This window comes from Micromonospora sp. NPDC047620 (assembly GCF_043205005.1).
Lineage (GTDB): Bacteria > Actinomycetota > Actinomycetes > Mycobacteriales > Micromonosporaceae > Micromonospora.
Window position 1 is genome coordinate 14,118 of the sequence record NZ_JBIDDG010000052.1, and the last position, 13,424, is coordinate 27,541.

At 68.6% G+C, this 13,424-nt stretch carries 14 protein-coding genes and 1 pseudogene; 8 read left to right on the forward strand and 7 right to left on the reverse strand.

Annotation, left to right across the window (positions count from 1 at the left end; all coding sequences use genetic code 11):
* Positions 1 to 85 precede the first annotated feature (85 nt).
* The 3 genes from ACGF5C_RS33230 to ACGF5C_RS33240 all read left to right on the forward strand — a co-directional run bounded on the left by ACGF5C_RS33230 (position 86) and on the right by ACGF5C_RS33240 (position 3,804).
* Positions 86 to 1,216, forward strand: a complete 1,131-nt coding sequence (locus ACGF5C_RS33230) for a sensor histidine kinase (RefSeq protein WP_393308129.1) — start codon at positions 86 to 88, stop codon at positions 1,214 to 1,216.
* A 76-nt stretch (positions 1,217 to 1,292) separates the two neighbouring features.
* Positions 1,293 to 1,955, forward strand: a complete 663-nt coding sequence (locus ACGF5C_RS33235) for a response regulator (RefSeq protein ID WP_393308131.1) — start codon at positions 1,293 to 1,295, stop codon at positions 1,953 to 1,955.
* A gap of 562 nt (positions 1,956 to 2,517) precedes the next feature.
* The gene (locus ACGF5C_RS33240) at positions 2,518 to 3,804 is read left to right on the forward strand and encodes an erythromycin esterase family protein (RefSeq protein WP_393308133.1); all 1,287 of its coding nucleotides are present in this window, start codon (positions 2,518 to 2,520) and stop codon (positions 3,802 to 3,804) included.
* A 460-nt stretch (positions 3,805 to 4,264) separates the two neighbouring features.
* Here ACGF5C_RS33240 and ACGF5C_RS33245 read toward each other — a convergent pair whose 3' ends face one another.
* On the reverse strand, positions 4,265 to 4,864 hold the full coding sequence (locus ACGF5C_RS33245) for a dihydrofolate reductase family protein (RefSeq protein WP_393308135.1): 600 nt from the start codon (positions 4,862 to 4,864) through the stop codon (positions 4,265 to 4,267).
* 388 nt (positions 4,865 to 5,252) lie between these two features.
* Here ACGF5C_RS33245 and ACGF5C_RS33250 point away from each other — a divergent pair, with 388 nt between their 5' ends.
* Positions 5,253 to 5,651 carry a VOC family protein gene (locus ACGF5C_RS33250; protein WP_393308137.1) on the forward strand — a complete coding sequence of 133 codons (399 nt, stop codon included), beginning with the start codon at positions 5,253 to 5,255 and terminating at the stop codon, positions 5,649 to 5,651.
* On the opposite strand, the gene ACGF5C_RS33255 is transcribed toward ACGF5C_RS33250, so the two are convergent.
* The 3 genes from ACGF5C_RS33255 to ACGF5C_RS33265 all read right to left on the reverse strand — a co-directional run bounded on the left by ACGF5C_RS33255 (position 5,580) and on the right by ACGF5C_RS33265 (position 7,613).
* Complete coding sequence (locus ACGF5C_RS33255; RefSeq protein ID WP_393308138.1) at positions 5,580 to 6,188, reverse strand: hypothetical protein; 609 nt, start codon at positions 6,186 to 6,188, stop codon at positions 5,580 to 5,582. The two genes, ACGF5C_RS33250 and ACGF5C_RS33255, sit on opposite strands and share 72 nt — an antisense overlap.
* 140 nt (positions 6,189 to 6,328) lie before the next feature.
* The gene (locus ACGF5C_RS33260; protein WP_393308142.1) at positions 6,329 to 6,742 is read right to left on the reverse strand and encodes a hypothetical protein; all 414 of its coding nucleotides are present in this window, start codon (positions 6,740 to 6,742) and stop codon (positions 6,329 to 6,331) included.
* 58 nt (positions 6,743 to 6,800) lie between these two features.
* Positions 6,801 to 7,613, reverse strand: coding sequence for a phosphotransferase enzyme family protein (locus ACGF5C_RS33265; protein ID WP_393308144.1), 813 nt, complete (start codon positions 7,611 to 7,613; stop codon positions 6,801 to 6,803).
* 220 nt (positions 7,614 to 7,833) lie between these two features.
* Here ACGF5C_RS33265 and ACGF5C_RS33270 point away from each other — a divergent pair, with 220 nt between their 5' ends.
* Positions 7,834 to 8,451, forward strand: coding sequence for a hypothetical protein (locus tag ACGF5C_RS33270; protein ID WP_393308146.1), 618 nt, complete (start codon positions 7,834 to 7,836; stop codon positions 8,449 to 8,451).
* Positions 8,448 to 8,828, forward strand: coding sequence for a hypothetical protein (locus ACGF5C_RS33275; protein WP_393308148.1), 381 nt, complete (start codon positions 8,448 to 8,450; stop codon positions 8,826 to 8,828). Before ACGF5C_RS33270 ends, ACGF5C_RS33275 begins: the two co-directional genes overlap by 4 nt.
* 219 nt (positions 8,829 to 9,047) lie before the next feature.
* On the opposite strand, the gene ACGF5C_RS33280 is transcribed toward ACGF5C_RS33275, so the two are convergent.
* The gene (locus tag ACGF5C_RS33280) at positions 9,048 to 9,722 is read right to left on the reverse strand and encodes a cytidylate kinase family protein (protein WP_393308150.1); all 675 of its coding nucleotides are present in this window, start codon (positions 9,720 to 9,722) and stop codon (positions 9,048 to 9,050) included.
* Between the two features lie 298 nt (positions 9,723 to 10,020).
* On the opposite strand from ACGF5C_RS33280, the pseudogene ACGF5C_RS33285 reads away from it, so the two are divergent.
* Together ACGF5C_RS33285 and ACGF5C_RS33290 are read left to right on the forward strand one after the other, a co-directional pair.
* Positions 10,021 to 10,195: pseudogene (locus ACGF5C_RS33285) on the forward strand (YcxB family protein); the annotation flags it as partial.
* A 106-nt stretch (positions 10,196 to 10,301) separates the two neighbouring features.
* The gene (locus tag ACGF5C_RS33290) at positions 10,302 to 10,922 is read left to right on the forward strand and encodes a hypothetical protein (RefSeq protein ID WP_393308152.1); all 621 of its coding nucleotides are present in this window, start codon (positions 10,302 to 10,304) and stop codon (positions 10,920 to 10,922) included.
* A gap of 174 nt (positions 10,923 to 11,096) precedes the next feature.
* Here the strand turns inward: ACGF5C_RS33290 and ACGF5C_RS33295 are convergent, their stop codons facing one another.
* Both ACGF5C_RS33295 and ACGF5C_RS33300 read right to left on the reverse strand, forming a co-directional pair.
* Positions 11,097 to 11,849, reverse strand: a complete 753-nt coding sequence (locus ACGF5C_RS33295) for a GNAT family N-acetyltransferase (RefSeq protein ID WP_393308156.1) — start codon at positions 11,847 to 11,849, stop codon at positions 11,097 to 11,099.
* Positions 11,850 to 12,215: 366 nt separating this feature from the next.
* Positions 12,216 to 13,130, reverse strand: a complete 915-nt coding sequence (locus ACGF5C_RS33300) for an aminoglycoside phosphotransferase family protein (RefSeq protein ID WP_393308154.1) — start codon at positions 13,128 to 13,130, stop codon at positions 12,216 to 12,218.
* Between the last annotated feature and the right edge of the window lie 294 nt (positions 13,131 to 13,424).

Genomic DNA, 13,424 nt, shown 5'->3' on the forward strand with positions numbered 1-13,424 from the left:
CGGCCGCCGATACCGCGTCCGCAGTACGCCTCATCTACCGCGGGCGGAGGATGCTCCCTGATGACGGCCGCTCTACAGTTCGATCATGCGCCGCGATCTGCCGTACGCCCTCAGCGGCCTCGCCCTCGGCGGCCTCCTGCTCGGCAACGCCGCGCTCGCGCCGGACGCCGCGCCGGTGCGGGCGGCCGACGTCGTCCTGGTCCTGGTCATGTCGGCGGCCCTGGCGGTGTGCCGGCGCCACCCGGTGGTGGCGTTGAGCGTGGCGACCGCCGCCATGCTGGCCCTCCACGTCCGGGTGCACGCCGGGGTGTCCGCCGCGTTCCCCGTCCTCGGCACGGTCTACCTGGCCGCCTGGCGTGGGCACCGAGCGGCCGCCGCTCTGGCCAGCCTCGTCTTCCTCGGCGCCTTCCTGGCCCGTGACGTCTCGGTCGCGCCGGCCGACCGACCGAGCCAGCAGATCGCCGAGCGGACCGCACTGCTGCTGGGCTGGTTCTTCGCGGCCAACGTCGCCGGGCTCGTCGCGCGGCAGCGCCGGGCCTACCTCGAACAGGTCGAGCGGCGGGCGATCGAGGCCGAACGCACCCGCGAGGAGATGGCGTTGCGCCGCGCCGGGGAGGAGCGCCTGCGCATCGCCCGGGACCTGCACGACTCACTGACCCACAGCATCTCCGTCATCAAGGTGCAGGCCGGGATCGCCGTGCACCTGGCCCGCAAGCACAACGAGGAGCCGTCAGCCGCGCTGCTGGCGATCCAGGAGGCCAGCGGCGCCGCGATGCGGGAACTTCGGGCGACGCTGGACGTCCTGCGCGCACCCGACGACGTGGACCGCGTCGGACTGGCCCGGGTGGGCGAGTTGGCCGAGCGGACCCGGGCGGCCGGCGTACCGGTACAGGTGACCGTCACCGGTCAGCCGCGGGACCTGCCCGCCGAGGTCGACCAGGCCGGGTATCGCGTGGTCCAGGAGGCGCTGACCAACGTGGCCCGCCACGCCGGCCCCGCCACCGCCCGGATCCACATCGAGTACGCCCCGGCGCAGCTGACGGTCTCGGTGGACGACGACGGCCAGGCGTCGCCGGTCCGGCCGGTGACACCGGGGGTGGGCCTACGCGGCATGCGGGAACGGGTCACCGGGCTGGGCGGGACGCTGCAGGCCGCCGCCCGCGACAGCGGCGGGTTCGCGGTACGGGCCACGTTCCCGCTGGGCGGTCCAGCATGACCGAGCGCTTGCACGAGGTCCAACCAGCGCAGTCCGTCACGGATCGTGGCGGCTCCGACCGGAGGGAGGAGCCGGCATGATCCGGGTCCTGCTCGCCGACGACCAGGCGCTGATGCGGGCCGGATTCCGGGCGTTGCTCGACGCCGAGGACCACCTGGAGGTCGTCGGTGAGGCCGCCGACGGCGCTTCGGCCGTCGAGCTGTCGCGGCGCCTGCGGCCGGACGTCGTGCTGATGGACGTGCAGATGCCGGGACTCGACGGCATCGAGGCCACCCGGCGCATTGCCGTTGCTCCCGACCTCGCCGCGGTCCGCGTCCTCATCCTCACCAACTACGGGCTCGACTCCTACGTCTTCGCCGCACTCCGCGCGGGCGCCAGCGGCTTCCTCCTCAAGGACGCCGACCCCGCCGACCTGCTGCAGGCCGTTGACGTCGTGGCTCGCGGCGATGCGCTGCTGGCCCCGGCGGTCACGCGTACCCTCATCAGCGAGTTCGTCGCCGGCCCGCCGCCGGCTGACCCGGCGGCCGGACGCGACGTGTTGACCGCCCGCGAACAGGAGATCGTCGAGCTCGTCGCCCGGGGACTGAGCAACGACGAGATCGCCGAGCGCATGGTGATCAGTCCGTTGACCGCCAAGACACACGTCAACCGGGCGATGACGAAGCTGCACTGCCGCGACCGTGCCCAGCTGGTCGTGTGGGCGTACGAGTCGGGGCTGATCACGCCGCGTCGCCGGTGACAGCCGGTCGGCGGCATGCCAGGCAGTTGGTTTCGGCCTGGTAAGCCCACCGGCTGAGGTCCGAAGCCGCCTTCGCCCGGCTCTGCGGAGTCGCCCCATCCCCGCCGGCTCCGGACGCGCCGACCGGCACCGTCTGCACGGCGGCGGCGACCGTGACGCCACCAGCGCCCTGTCGCGCACAAGCCTGGGCCGCATGCGCTGCCACCAACCCATTAAGCTGACATCCGTCGACGCGACCCTCACCAGCGGAGATCACCACCAAGGCAGGCATGACCCGCCAGCCATACCCAGCAAAGCCGCCCACGTTCGGCACGGTGAACTAGTCAGATCCGCCGAGAACGTCACCGAGCGGAAGCCCTGGCCAAAGCGGTACGGCTGACCGTCATCTGCCGCTCCTCGGTCTCGTCGACCGCATACCCGACAGGACACTCGAAAGGTGTCGCGCACTGGACGTGCATCCGGACGTCGAGGGACGCGGGCCCGGATGCTCGCATGGCCGATGCCTGGCCGGGTACGGCAGGGCTGTGACCGCAGGCTGGGACCTGACGCGGCGGGGGTGAGCGTGGGACGCTACGACGACGAGGTGGTCGGGCTGGCAGCGCCGCTGGCGGACCCGGGCGACCTGGACGTGCTGCTGGACCGGATCGGGGACGCCCGGGTGGTGATGCTCGGCGAGGCGAGCCACGGCACGCACGAGTTCTACACCTGGCGCGCGGCGATCACCCGGCGGCTGATCGAGGAGAAGGGCTTCTCGTTCGTCGCCGTGGAGGGCGACTGGCCCGACTGCGACCGGGTGGACCGCAGCGTCCGCTGCCAGGCCGCAGCGCCCAGCGACCCGCGGGACGCGCTCGCCACCTTCGAGCGCTGGCCGACCTGGATGTGGGCCAACGAGGAGATCATCGACTTCACCCGCTGGCTGGGTACCCGCAATGCGGGGGTGGAAGAGCCCAACCGCGCCGGGTTCCACGGCCTGGACGTGTACTCACTGTGGGAGTCGCTGCGAGAGATCATCACCTGGCTGCAGGAGCACGACCCGGAGCAGGTGCCGGCGGCGCTGGCCGCGTACCACTGCTTCCAGCCGTACGACGAGGACCCCCAGCAGTACGCGCTGGCAACCCGATTCGTGCCGAACAATTGCGAGAACGAGGTGGTGGACCTGCTCGTCGGACTGCGCGAGCGAGCCATGACCGACGGCCCGGGCCGCTTCGGGACCTGGCAGAACGCCGAGATCGTCGCCGGGGCCGAGCGCTACTACCGGACGATGGCGCGCGGTGGCCGGGAGTCGTGGAACGTCCGCGACCGGCACATGGACGACACCCTCGACCGGCTGCTGCGGCACTATGGGCCGGGATCGAAGGCGGTCGTCTGGGCACACAACACCCACATCGGGGATGCCCGCGCCACCGACATGGCCGACGCCGGAGAGGTCAACATCGGCCAGCTCGCCCGGGAGCGGTACGGACCGGACCAGGTCGTGCTGGTCGGCTTCGGCACCCACCACGGAACGGTGGTGGCCGGGAACGCCTGGGGCGCGCCGATGGAGGTGATGCCGGTGCCACCCGGCCGCCGGCACTCCCTGGAGGAGGCCCTGCACAACGCCGCCCCCGCGCAGGCCCTGTTCGTCTTCCCCGGCGACGGCAACCCCGACGTGCTCACCGACGAGCTCGACCACCGGGCAATCGGAGTCGTCTACCACCCCGAGCGGGAGAGCATCGGCAACTACGTACCGACGGTGCTCGGCGACCGCTACGACGCCTTCTGCTGGATCGACGAAACCCAGGCGGTCCGACCGCTACGCGTGCCGCCCACCAGCCTGGCCGAGCCCGAGACGTATCCGTCCGGCGTCTGAGGGCGGCGCCGCGAATCAGATCCGAGGGCCATTGCCGTCGGACGCCTGGGGCAATCGCGCGGGCCCAGCAGAGAACGCCGAGCTGGCGATGGAGCGCTGGCTGGTAGAACACGGCTTCGACCCGGCCGCGCCAGGCTGCGAGGTCGACGTGCTGAAATCCCGGATGTGAGGCCGCACGAGCCCGCCTGCCACGACTGCCGTGCGCGATCTCTGTGTGTTGCGGTGCCGTCCGATCATGCCGATGAACGGGTGCGTCGCGAGCGGTCGACGAGCGTGCGGCTGGCATGCCGACGGATAGATGAAGGCGGGTCGTTCTCGGGGCGTTCCCGGGACTGAGGTTCGCTGTCGCCACCGTCGTCCCCACGCGGCGGTTGACGCCTGCGCATACTGCGACTTGACGCAACCCGAGTTTGTGATGGGCGGGCTCATCCGGCCGAATCAGTCGTCAGCGCTCCGCGGGTCATCCAAGCGCCGGCGAACCGGACGGGGCTGTCGGTCGCTGTCCGAGAGGGCGGTAGCGGAGGTGTACGACGCCGTTTCGGAATCGGCGCTCATCGAGGAGCTCGAGGTCTGCGCGCATGCCGGTCGGCAGCCCTGGCTTGCCCCCGCCGACGACAATGGGCAGGACGAACAGCTGGCACTCGTCGACCAGCCCGGCCTTGAAAGCCTGCGTCGCGAGGTTGGCGCCTCCTACGGTGAGATCGCTGCTAGCCGTGGCCTTCAGTTGGTGTACTGCGGCGGGGTCGAAACGGCGTTCGAGTCGGGTGTCGGCCGTTGACACCGCGGCGAGGGTCGTGGAGTACACGACTTTGCTCGCCGCCTGCCATGCGCTCGCGAAGCCGGCCATGAGGTCGGACTGCGCGGCCAGAGCGGCGTCGGTCTCCCAGGCGGCCATCGCCTCGTACAGGCGCCGCCCATAGAGAAACGTGCCCACAGACCGCAGGAGGTCGGTGGTGAACGCGAACACCTCGTCGTCGATGGGGAACCAGTCGAACGCGCCCCGTTCGTCCTCGATGTAGCCGTCAATCGATACGTTCGTCACGTAGATGAGCTTGGCCATGCCGTTACCTCTTCATGGTCGATCGAACTAGATCAAGTATCGGGCCGTCTCACGACTCCCTTGTCTCGGGAGGCCAAAACCGACTGCCCTTACCTGTTCTACGAACGACCTGCGGCAGATCCGACACCGTGCCGGAAACGTCCTCAGACTCCCGCCGCTCGGCGCCCGTGATCGAGAAGCACCCGTGCTCGTCGAGATCATGGTCTCCGTACCGGCCGCGCCCTCATCTGCCGCGAAGCGCTCGTCACCGAGGGGATGTCGGCGCCGGTCGCCAGCGTCCGGTCGTGCCGATGTCAGGATGTCGCGGCTCAACTACTTCGTGGTGAGATGGCGTGGTTCGAAACCACACCGGGGAGGCGCAGAGTCGATGTCTACCTATCCCGTGCTGATGCACACCGTCCTGGACGCGACCGACGTCCGAGCCCTCGCCGAGTTCTACCGCGAGCTACTGGGATTGCAATACCGCCCTGGCGACGAACCCCCGACGGACGGCAGCGCCGACGACGAGGACTGGCTGGTCTTGATCGACGGTGACGGCAACCGCATGCTCGCCTTCCAAGAGGTCCCCACGTTGGCGCGACCTACCTGGCCGTCGCACGATGTTCCGAAGCAGATGCATTTGGACTTCCGCGTGCCCACGCTCGACGCGCTGGAACGGCACCGTCGTCGAGCCGAGGAACTTGGGGCCAGCGTGCTTCTCGACCGAACCGAAGAATCAGGAGAGCCCCTTTACGTTCTCGCCGACCCGGCAGGACACCCCTTCTGCATCCTCGTCGGCTCGCAGTAGACCAACGCACGGACATGTCGCGATCTGGGTGGGGGAGCGTGGAGTCGGTGCTGGCCTGCGGCGGACCCGCCACCACACCTCGACGAGGGTCGGTGGCAGCGCGATCGCGGCGCCGGCGAACGCAAGTGTCCGGGTGCGCCGTTGCTGGATCTCTTCGCGTGGTTCTTCGTAGGTGGCCTGGTGTTCGATGACGTCGCCGCGGGACTGTACGCATTCGTCGCCGGGCCCGATCAGGACATCGTGGTTGGCCGGGTTGGCCTCGAAGCAGGCGATCCTGGTCGGCTTCAGTTCCCAGTTGACGGGGTCCCAGTCGACGTCGACCCACGACTGCGACGTGCACACGTCGCCTGAGCAGGAGGTTCGCACCGGCAGTTCCCAGCCGGAACGCAGCATGAGAGCGCCGGCGATCAGGCCCAGCAGGACAGAGCTGAGGGAGACGACCGCGCGCATGTCAGGTTGGACCGCCGGCAGTCGTGCCTGGTTCCACCAGAGGTCCTCCAGGATGATGCTTCCCGCGCTCGCCTCGGTGTGCTCCACCGAGACGAGCGCGAGATTGCGTTATCTACGTCGAATCCCATGTGGGCTTTCAAATGGGCTTACCTCGTCGAGGACCAGACGCACTCATTTGCCGCGATCCGCTCGTGCCGAATCAAGTGCGCCGCTAGTTCGTCCGCCGATCACGGCTTGCGTGTCGGCCAAGATCCTCGCCGGACGAGGCGATCAAGGTAATCGAGCAGCTTCACCTCGCTGCGAACCAGCCTCTCACGCTCGGGCGTCGGCAGATCGGCAAGCAGGTCCGGGAGACGTTCGTTTCGCGGTACGAACACCATGGCACCGGAGTACTCGCGGCAGATCGAGCACCACGCCAAGCCGACGCAGCGCTCGTAGAAGCTGTCGGAGGGCGCGTAGAAGCGGTACCTGTAGGAGTAGATCTCGCCAGCACACGCGGCGCCGTCCCCAACACGGACCCCATGAATCGTGCTGACTTTCGACCATGCCCACCTGGCAGATCTATGCCCCATGACCTCGATCTTCTCTGGCCGCGAGCCCCCGCCGCCATCCGGATCTGCCGCAAAGCGCTCGTCACGCAAGGTAGCCGGCTCACGGGTGTATGCATCCGGACGTGCCGAAGAGCGGATGGCGCGTTGTTCAGGCGCCGACGCCGAGGTTCTCGGTCAGGTATCGCCGTATGTGGTCGAGGCGAGAGGCGGGGTAACGCATCGCACGGTCGTCAAGCATGAACTGACACGCCCACGCACGGGCCGCCGGCGGGAGTTGCTCGAACCCGGCAGCGCGCGTCCAGCCCTGCAGCAGCGCCTTGTAGCGAGGCTCAGTTCGCAGCGGCAGAACTTCGGGGTCGAGAGTGAGGATCGACCAGGTGCGGGCCCGGTCCAGCACCGCCGGGCCCGCTGCGGCGTTGGCCCAGTCCAGAACGCCGCTGACGGCGCCAGCCTCGTCGACGAGCACGTTAAGCGGGTGCAGGTCCAGGTGAAGCAAGCAGGTGGTTGCGCTCGCCTCCGATGTGGGAACGGCTGGCGCGGCGCGCAGTCCCGGCGGAGGTGACACCGTGGCCAGGGCGGCGTGTAGGTGCCCGCAAACCTCGCCCCACCAGCGTGCCCGGGCCGGTGAAACATCGGCGAGGTCGGCAGCGGGACGTCCCGGTAACCGCGTCAAGAGCAGAACCGCCCGGGGGTGTTGCTTGTCGTCGATGAACTCCGCTGCTGCCAGGACCTCGGGCACAGGCACGGCGCGGGAGGCGGCGCGCATTACCAGCACCTCTCGGCGCAAGTCCCCGGGGTTGCCGATACGCAGCACGTTGGTACCGCACGCCCAAGCAGACCCGGTGGTGCCGCCAAGCGATACGAGGGGTTCTCGTATCAACCCCAGCGTGGCAGCGGCCAGCCTGACCCCCACCGGCACGGCAGACGGCGAGAAACGTGGAGGATTCGACATGGTCAGCATGGTGGCAGAAAGTGCCGCGGGTGGCGGCGGCCTCCAGCGCATGCGGCGCGGCCCGGGCCATCCGCTATTGCCGCGAAGCGCTCGTCACCGAGGGGGATGTCGGCGCCGGTCGCTGGCGTCCGGTCATGCCGATGTCCGTGCGTTGTCAGATTCGCCTCGGCACTTGTCAACGGTACGAAAATGGGTTGCGTCAACGCCCGCCATGGTCCTGTCTTGACGGATGATCGCCGACGACGTAACGCGGACTGCCGAACTTGCCCGTGAAACCCTTGCGGCAGCCACCCATCTCGACTGGCAGAAACCGGCCGGCGACCTGGAATGGAGCTGCTGGGAGACGGTCGAGCACATGAGTGATGATCTATTCGTATACGCCGCGCAGCTTGGTCCCGCGAATCCGTCCACGAGCGCCCATGTCCCCTTCGGCTGGCAGCGACGCCGTTCGGGTGGGCCACCCTTGACGATCTTCGTGGACCCGGGCGAAGGGCCGTCCGGGCTGGTGCAGGTCTTCGAGACGTGCGGGGCGATGCTGGCGGCAATGGTAGACGCTGCGCCACCGGACCGGCTGTCATTTCACGCGTACGGTCCTTCCAATCCCTCCGGGTTTGCCGCGATGGGCGTCGTCGAGGTTCTAGTCCATATGCATGACGTGGCCGTCGGGCTGGACCTGACATGGTCCCCGCCCGCCGACCTCTGTACCGGGGCGCTGCGCCGGTTGTTCCCCTCCGCGCCATCGGACGGCGAACCGTGGCCGACACTACTGTGGGCTACCGGACGTGCGAACCTTCCCGGCCTACCTGCGCAATCCTCATGGACCTGGGACGGTGCCCCGCGCGCATGAACGTCGGCCCAGACGAAGGTCAGGATTTGCCGCAGACCGAGGTGTGGTTGCATGCGGACGAGGTCGTGGGCCCGCGCAAGGCCGTCACTCCAGGACTTGGCGTGGTCACGCTCGAACGCCCGATGCAGCCGGTCGCGGACCGTCTCGCGCAGCCAGGCGGCAAGCGTGGTCGGCTTCCGGTCCGCGAGGTCGAGTCCGTTCGCCGCGTCGGCCAGGTAGCGTGGCGATCTGCCGTCGAGCCGAGCGTGACGTCCCAGGTATCGAGGAATCTCTCAGCGCCGGCGACGACCGCGCCGAGGAAGGTGGTCGGGTCGAGGAACGACCCGACCTGCGACGGGTACGTCGCCAGCAACGACCGCCACACCGTATTTAGGTAGCCGTCGATGGCGCCCTGCTCGGCTTCGGGCCGCACTCCACCGGCAAATCACAAAAAACCCCAACTTCACCTTTGACGGTCGATGATTTGCCGCCACGGGGGGCCATCAATCGGCTGCTAGAGGAGTACGCGAACAGATTGTAGAGCAAACTCTACTGCCGCGAGTCGCGCGTTCGCAGATCCGTAAGGGATGCATCCGGCTTTGCCGAATTGAGTGCGGTCAGTGTGTCTGAGTCTCCCAGACCGGCAGCTGGGGCTCGTCGTTGTGCACGATGATGTTGGCGTGATGGGTCGGGCGGACCGTAGCGAAGTAGAGCTGTTGGGAGGGGATGTAACGCTCGCGCCAGCGCCGTTCGACTTCGGCCCGAGATGACACCCGGCGCTCTCGGATCGCGGCACGATCCACGGTCTTTTCGAGTGCCGTCGAGACGAAGATGCGCAGGTCCCACCGGTCAATCAGTTCCGGGCGCATGAGGAAGACGCCGTCGAAGACCAGCACGGCGTCGGCGGGGGCAGTCGTGACCGGCGGGGACAGCGCAGTATCCGCTGTGCGGTCGTAGACCGCGTGTTGGAAGCGTCGATCTCCGCCCGGGCCGAGCGGATCGAGCAGAACCCGGTTCAGCGCGTCGTAGTCGTGGGTGTCGTAGTAACACCCTTCGGCCGAGTACTCGCCGCGCGGGTAGCGCTGTGCCCGGGGGAAGAGGAAATCGTCGATCGTCGCGCGGATGACGTCGCGGCCCTGTTCGCGCAAGACGACGGCCAGCTCGTCGGCGAGGGTGGTCTTGCCGGCGGCGGGCGGTCCGTCGATGGCAACCCGCGTCGGGTGTGCGACTGTGACGGACCCGACTGCCATAGCCAGGCGGCCGAGCATCTCGTCGCGGGTGCCTTGGTACATGTCCTGCCCCGTTCTAGTCTGACGAAGGTCGCCGTGTCGGGCCGACCTTATGCGCGCCAGCCCTTTCGCGCCTGCCGCTGCCCGAGTGAGCGAGTTTGCCGCATGCGGAAGTGGCTGCGGTCGTGGCGCAGACGCACTGTCATGCCGGTGCTGGCCGGCTCGGTATTGCGTGACCGTTCTGCCGCGTCCCGCGAGGCCATCCGGTTCTGCCGCGACAACGGGCGGACACCGACGATCCGGCCAGCGGGGCGCGAGTCAGGCGCTGCCCGCGAGCGGGTGGGGGACACTATCCTCTGACGTGCACATTCGTTTCGGTGTCCCAGCCGATCCCGCCTACCCAGGCCGCGTGGCCGCTGCGCTCAGCAGTGTTCAGCTGCGCAAGTACGGTTATATCGGCGCGGTGCTGGCGGCGGTTGGGGCGATCGGTTTCGCCGTCTCGCGGGGTTTGTGTGGGCGACCGGATCTCGCCGCTGTGCCGTCACGCCATCGCGAGTATCCAATCGCGGTGATGTGCTCATGCAACCTGGCAACCGTCATTTCTCGGTTCAAAGCCTGCACCACGACGTCAGTGAGCGGGCGGTGCGCGACGACGTGCTCGACCACCGTCGGGTCCAGTTCGATCTCGTAGTAGTCCTCGGCGAACGTGACGTACCGGTCGACGATGTCGTCGAGCAGGATTTCAAGCAGCCCAGAGCCGTCCGGGGCGTTGTCGTCGTACGGCCCGCTGAGCGGAGGGAAGACGATGCCTTCGCCGGCGTGCCAGCGGTCATCACCGGAGAGCCGCCACAGTACGGCGGTGGCGAGGAGCTGTCCCTCCTCGTCGCCGGTCGCTGGTTCCTCGATCTGCGGACGGAACACCGCCGGGATGCCCTCGAGCAGTCCAGGCCACATCTCGCCGTCCGGGCTGCGGTACGGCGTCATCGCCGACTCGTGGTCGAACACACGGATGAACGCACCCTCGGCGGTGAACACGACCGCCCACTCGTCTCCGCTGCCGTTGTTCATCAACGCCGCCTCGTCGTCACCCCAGGCGCGGGTGTAGGCGTAGTAGGGCTCACCGCCGGCGAGGATGCACTCCAGGACGGCGAGTGCCTTGCAGCGGTCCCGCAGCACGCCGATGGAAGGCAGCTTGGCGGCGATGTCGTACACAGTCACCTGGGGAACCTACGCCGAGACAGCAACACCGTCACGTACCTCTAGGCGTCCGTGACCTCGGCGGCGATGCACCCTCATGCCGCGAAGCGCTCGTCACCGAGGGTGATGTCAGCGCCGGTCGCCAGCGTCCGGTCGTGCCGATGAGCGGGTGTTCCGTGGTGAACCGCAGAGGTGGCCCGGGCCTTGGTCGGTGGACCTCAGCCCGGGTTCTGTCGGACCTCAGTTCAAGGCGATGTAGAGCCGTTGACCGGCGGGTCGGTAGCCGACGCGCTCATATACCCGCCACGAATCCTCGCCGGAGGCCTCCAGCCAGGCGATTTCCGCGCTTGTGGTGAACAGCCGCCGGGTTATTTCGGCGGTGATCGCGCCCGCCAGTCCCTGGCGGCGGTAGGGCGTGCGAACGGCGATGCCGGCGACCTCGCTTACCGCGCCGGTGGGCGGGGCCGCCCCGCCACCTCCCGCACAGGTGCCGTCGTCGGTGACGGCCATGACGGCCACGCCGCCGGCGCCCTGCTGGCGCCGGAGCCGAGCTACGTCAGCCTCGGAGGCCACCGGGTCGCCGCCGAAGGCTTCGTTCTGCGCGCTGATCAGCGCGGCGCGCTGAGAGTTGGTGCCCGGTTCGTGTAGATCGAGGTGGTCGAGCGTGGGTGGTGTCTTCAACGTGCCGGGCACGCAGAGCAGGTAGGTGTGCCGGGCCTCCACGATGAAGCCGGCGGCGGTCAGAAGTGCCTCCAGGCCGGGGGCGCAACTGGTGACGTACTCCAGGCGGGGTTTGCGATCAGCCGCACGGAAGGCTGCGACCAGGGCGGTGACGTCGGCCGCGGTGATGGCAGTACCGGGACGCGGCGTCGCGTAGTTGATGCTGGGACTGGTCGTTGTCGGATCCATCCCAATCACGAACGGCCCCACCTCTACGGGCGCGGGTCGGTTGGACAGGTTGGCGACGACGGACTGCTGGATGCGGACATCCATGATCAACGTAAAACCTCGATGCATGAGAAAGCTGCGGTGGACGGAAGAAGCGTTGGACCGCTCAACCGTGATAGAGCCGCGCGACGATCATCCGTCGCGTGGTCAACACTCAGGCGGCCGCTCGGCCTACCCGGATCACAGGCGTCATTCCCTCATGCAGAGTGCCCACGCCGATCGCGTGGTCGGCTGCAAGGTTGCCGCAGCCGGCTTGAGCTTGTCAACCCTTGATCACTGCCGCATCCGCATCCACATCTGCCGCGAAGGGCTCGCAAGGCAGCGTTACGGCAAGTGGTACGGCTGGCGTCCGGGCCTGCCGATGTGCGGATGGTTGGCACGCTGGCTGTCGGATGCAGTGGCGATCGCCGGTCAGCGGATTGCGGCGGTGAGGCGTCGCAGGGCGGCGTGGGCGGGTGGGCCCCAGGTGGGCTTGCCGCCGGGGCGGCCGTGGACGCCGTCGTCGCCGATGAGGATGCCGCCGAGGGCGCGGGCCATCGCCCAGCCGCGGGCGCGGCGCATGGTGGCGGTGTCCGAGGTCGGCTGGTAGGCCGCGTAGAAGTGGTCGGTGGTGTCGCCCGGTAGCAGGAGCCACACGGCGGCGAGGTCATATGCCGGGTCGCCCGCGCAGAGGTCGCCGAAGTCGATCACGCCGCAGAAGGTGCCGTCGGCGGTGAGGACGTTGGCCGGGTGCAGGTCGGCGTGGAGCCATAGCGCCGGGCCCGTCCATTGAGGCGCGGTGACCGCGTCGTGCCAGACGGCGCGGACGGCGTCCGGGTCGTTGATCAGCCCCCGCTCGGTGGCGTAGGTGAGCCCCTTGGCGAACTGCTCGGCTCGGTCGGCCAGTGGCCCGCCGCGGTCCCTGCCCGCGGGCGCGCCGTTGGGGGCAGGTTGGTGAAGAGCCGTTAGGAAAGTGGCCAAGGTTTTGGCCGCGTCTGTAGCACGCGTGACGGGTGTCCGGTCGGCGGGTGCGCCCGGAACCCAGGTGGTGATGAGCCAGGGTCGAGGGAACCGTTCGGAGGGCGCGCCGAACCGCTGCGGGACGGGGATCGGCAGCGGAAGGCGCGGGGCAAGCGTGGGCAGCCAGGAGTACTCCTTGCGCAGCAGCGCGTCCGCAGACCCGGTCGCCCAGGGAAGCCGGACGGCCAGGTCGTCACCAAGCCGCCACAGTTGGTTGTCCCATCCACGCGCGCCTGGCCGAACCGGGCGATCGGCGAGGTCGGGGTGCTGGTCGCGTACCAGATCCCGGACCAGCTCCACGGTGATCTCGATCTCGACGTGGGTCATGCGGAGCGACAGTAGTCCTACGGCGCCGCCTGTTCACCCGGCAGCGGATCGCCGTCAACTACTGCTCACACCGGTTCGTATCGCGCTTCGTCTGGTCCGCCGCCCGCTCATGCTTCAGCAGTACTGCTCAGGCGAGGGGAGCAAAAAGTAGGCGGCTGTAGCTGTCCGCGCATTGGTGGCGCGTGGCGCCGTGCGCTGTCATGCCGAATTGAGGATGTTGGTGTGTCAGTGTCAGCGAGCGATTCACGTAGTTGCTGGTCCTCGTAGAGTCGGGCGCGCGTGGAAGGACGATGC

Bases quoted from the DNA above. Each gene is read 5' to 3' on its own strand.
- ACGF5C_RS33230 (WP_393308129.1), top strand. From the start codon at position 86: ATGCGCCGCGATCTGCCGTACGCCCTCAGCGGCCTCGCCCTCGGCGGC.
- ACGF5C_RS33235 (WP_393308131.1), top strand. From the start codon at position 1,293: ATGATCCGGGTCCTGCTCGCCGACGACCAGGCGCTGATGCGGGCCGGA.
- ACGF5C_RS33245 (WP_393308135.1), bottom strand. From the start codon at position 4,864: ATGGCCAAGCTCATCTACGTGACGAACGTATCGATTGACGGCTACATC.
- ACGF5C_RS33250 (WP_393308137.1), top strand. From the start codon at position 5,253: ATGCACACCGTCCTGGACGCGACCGACGTCCGAGCCCTCGCCGAGTTC.
- ACGF5C_RS33265 (WP_393308144.1), bottom strand. From the start codon at position 7,613: ATGCTGACCATGTCGAATCCTCCACGTTTCTCGCCGTCTGCCGTGCCG.
- ACGF5C_RS33270 (WP_393308146.1), top strand. From the start codon at position 7,834: ATGATCGCCGACGACGTAACGCGGACTGCCGAACTTGCCCGTGAAACC.
- ACGF5C_RS33275 (WP_393308148.1), top strand. From the start codon at position 8,448: ATGAACGTCGGCCCAGACGAAGGTCAGGATTTGCCGCAGACCGAGGTG.
- ACGF5C_RS33280 (WP_393308150.1), bottom strand. From the start codon at position 9,722: ATGTACCAAGGCACCCGCGACGAGATGCTCGGCCGCCTGGCTATGGCA.
- ACGF5C_RS33295 (WP_393308156.1), bottom strand. From the start codon at position 11,849: ATGGATGTCCGCATCCAGCAGTCCGTCGTCGCCAACCTGTCCAACCGA.
- ACGF5C_RS33300 (WP_393308154.1), bottom strand. From the start codon at position 13,130: ATGACCCACGTCGAGATCGAGATCACCGTGGAGCTGGTCCGGGATCTG.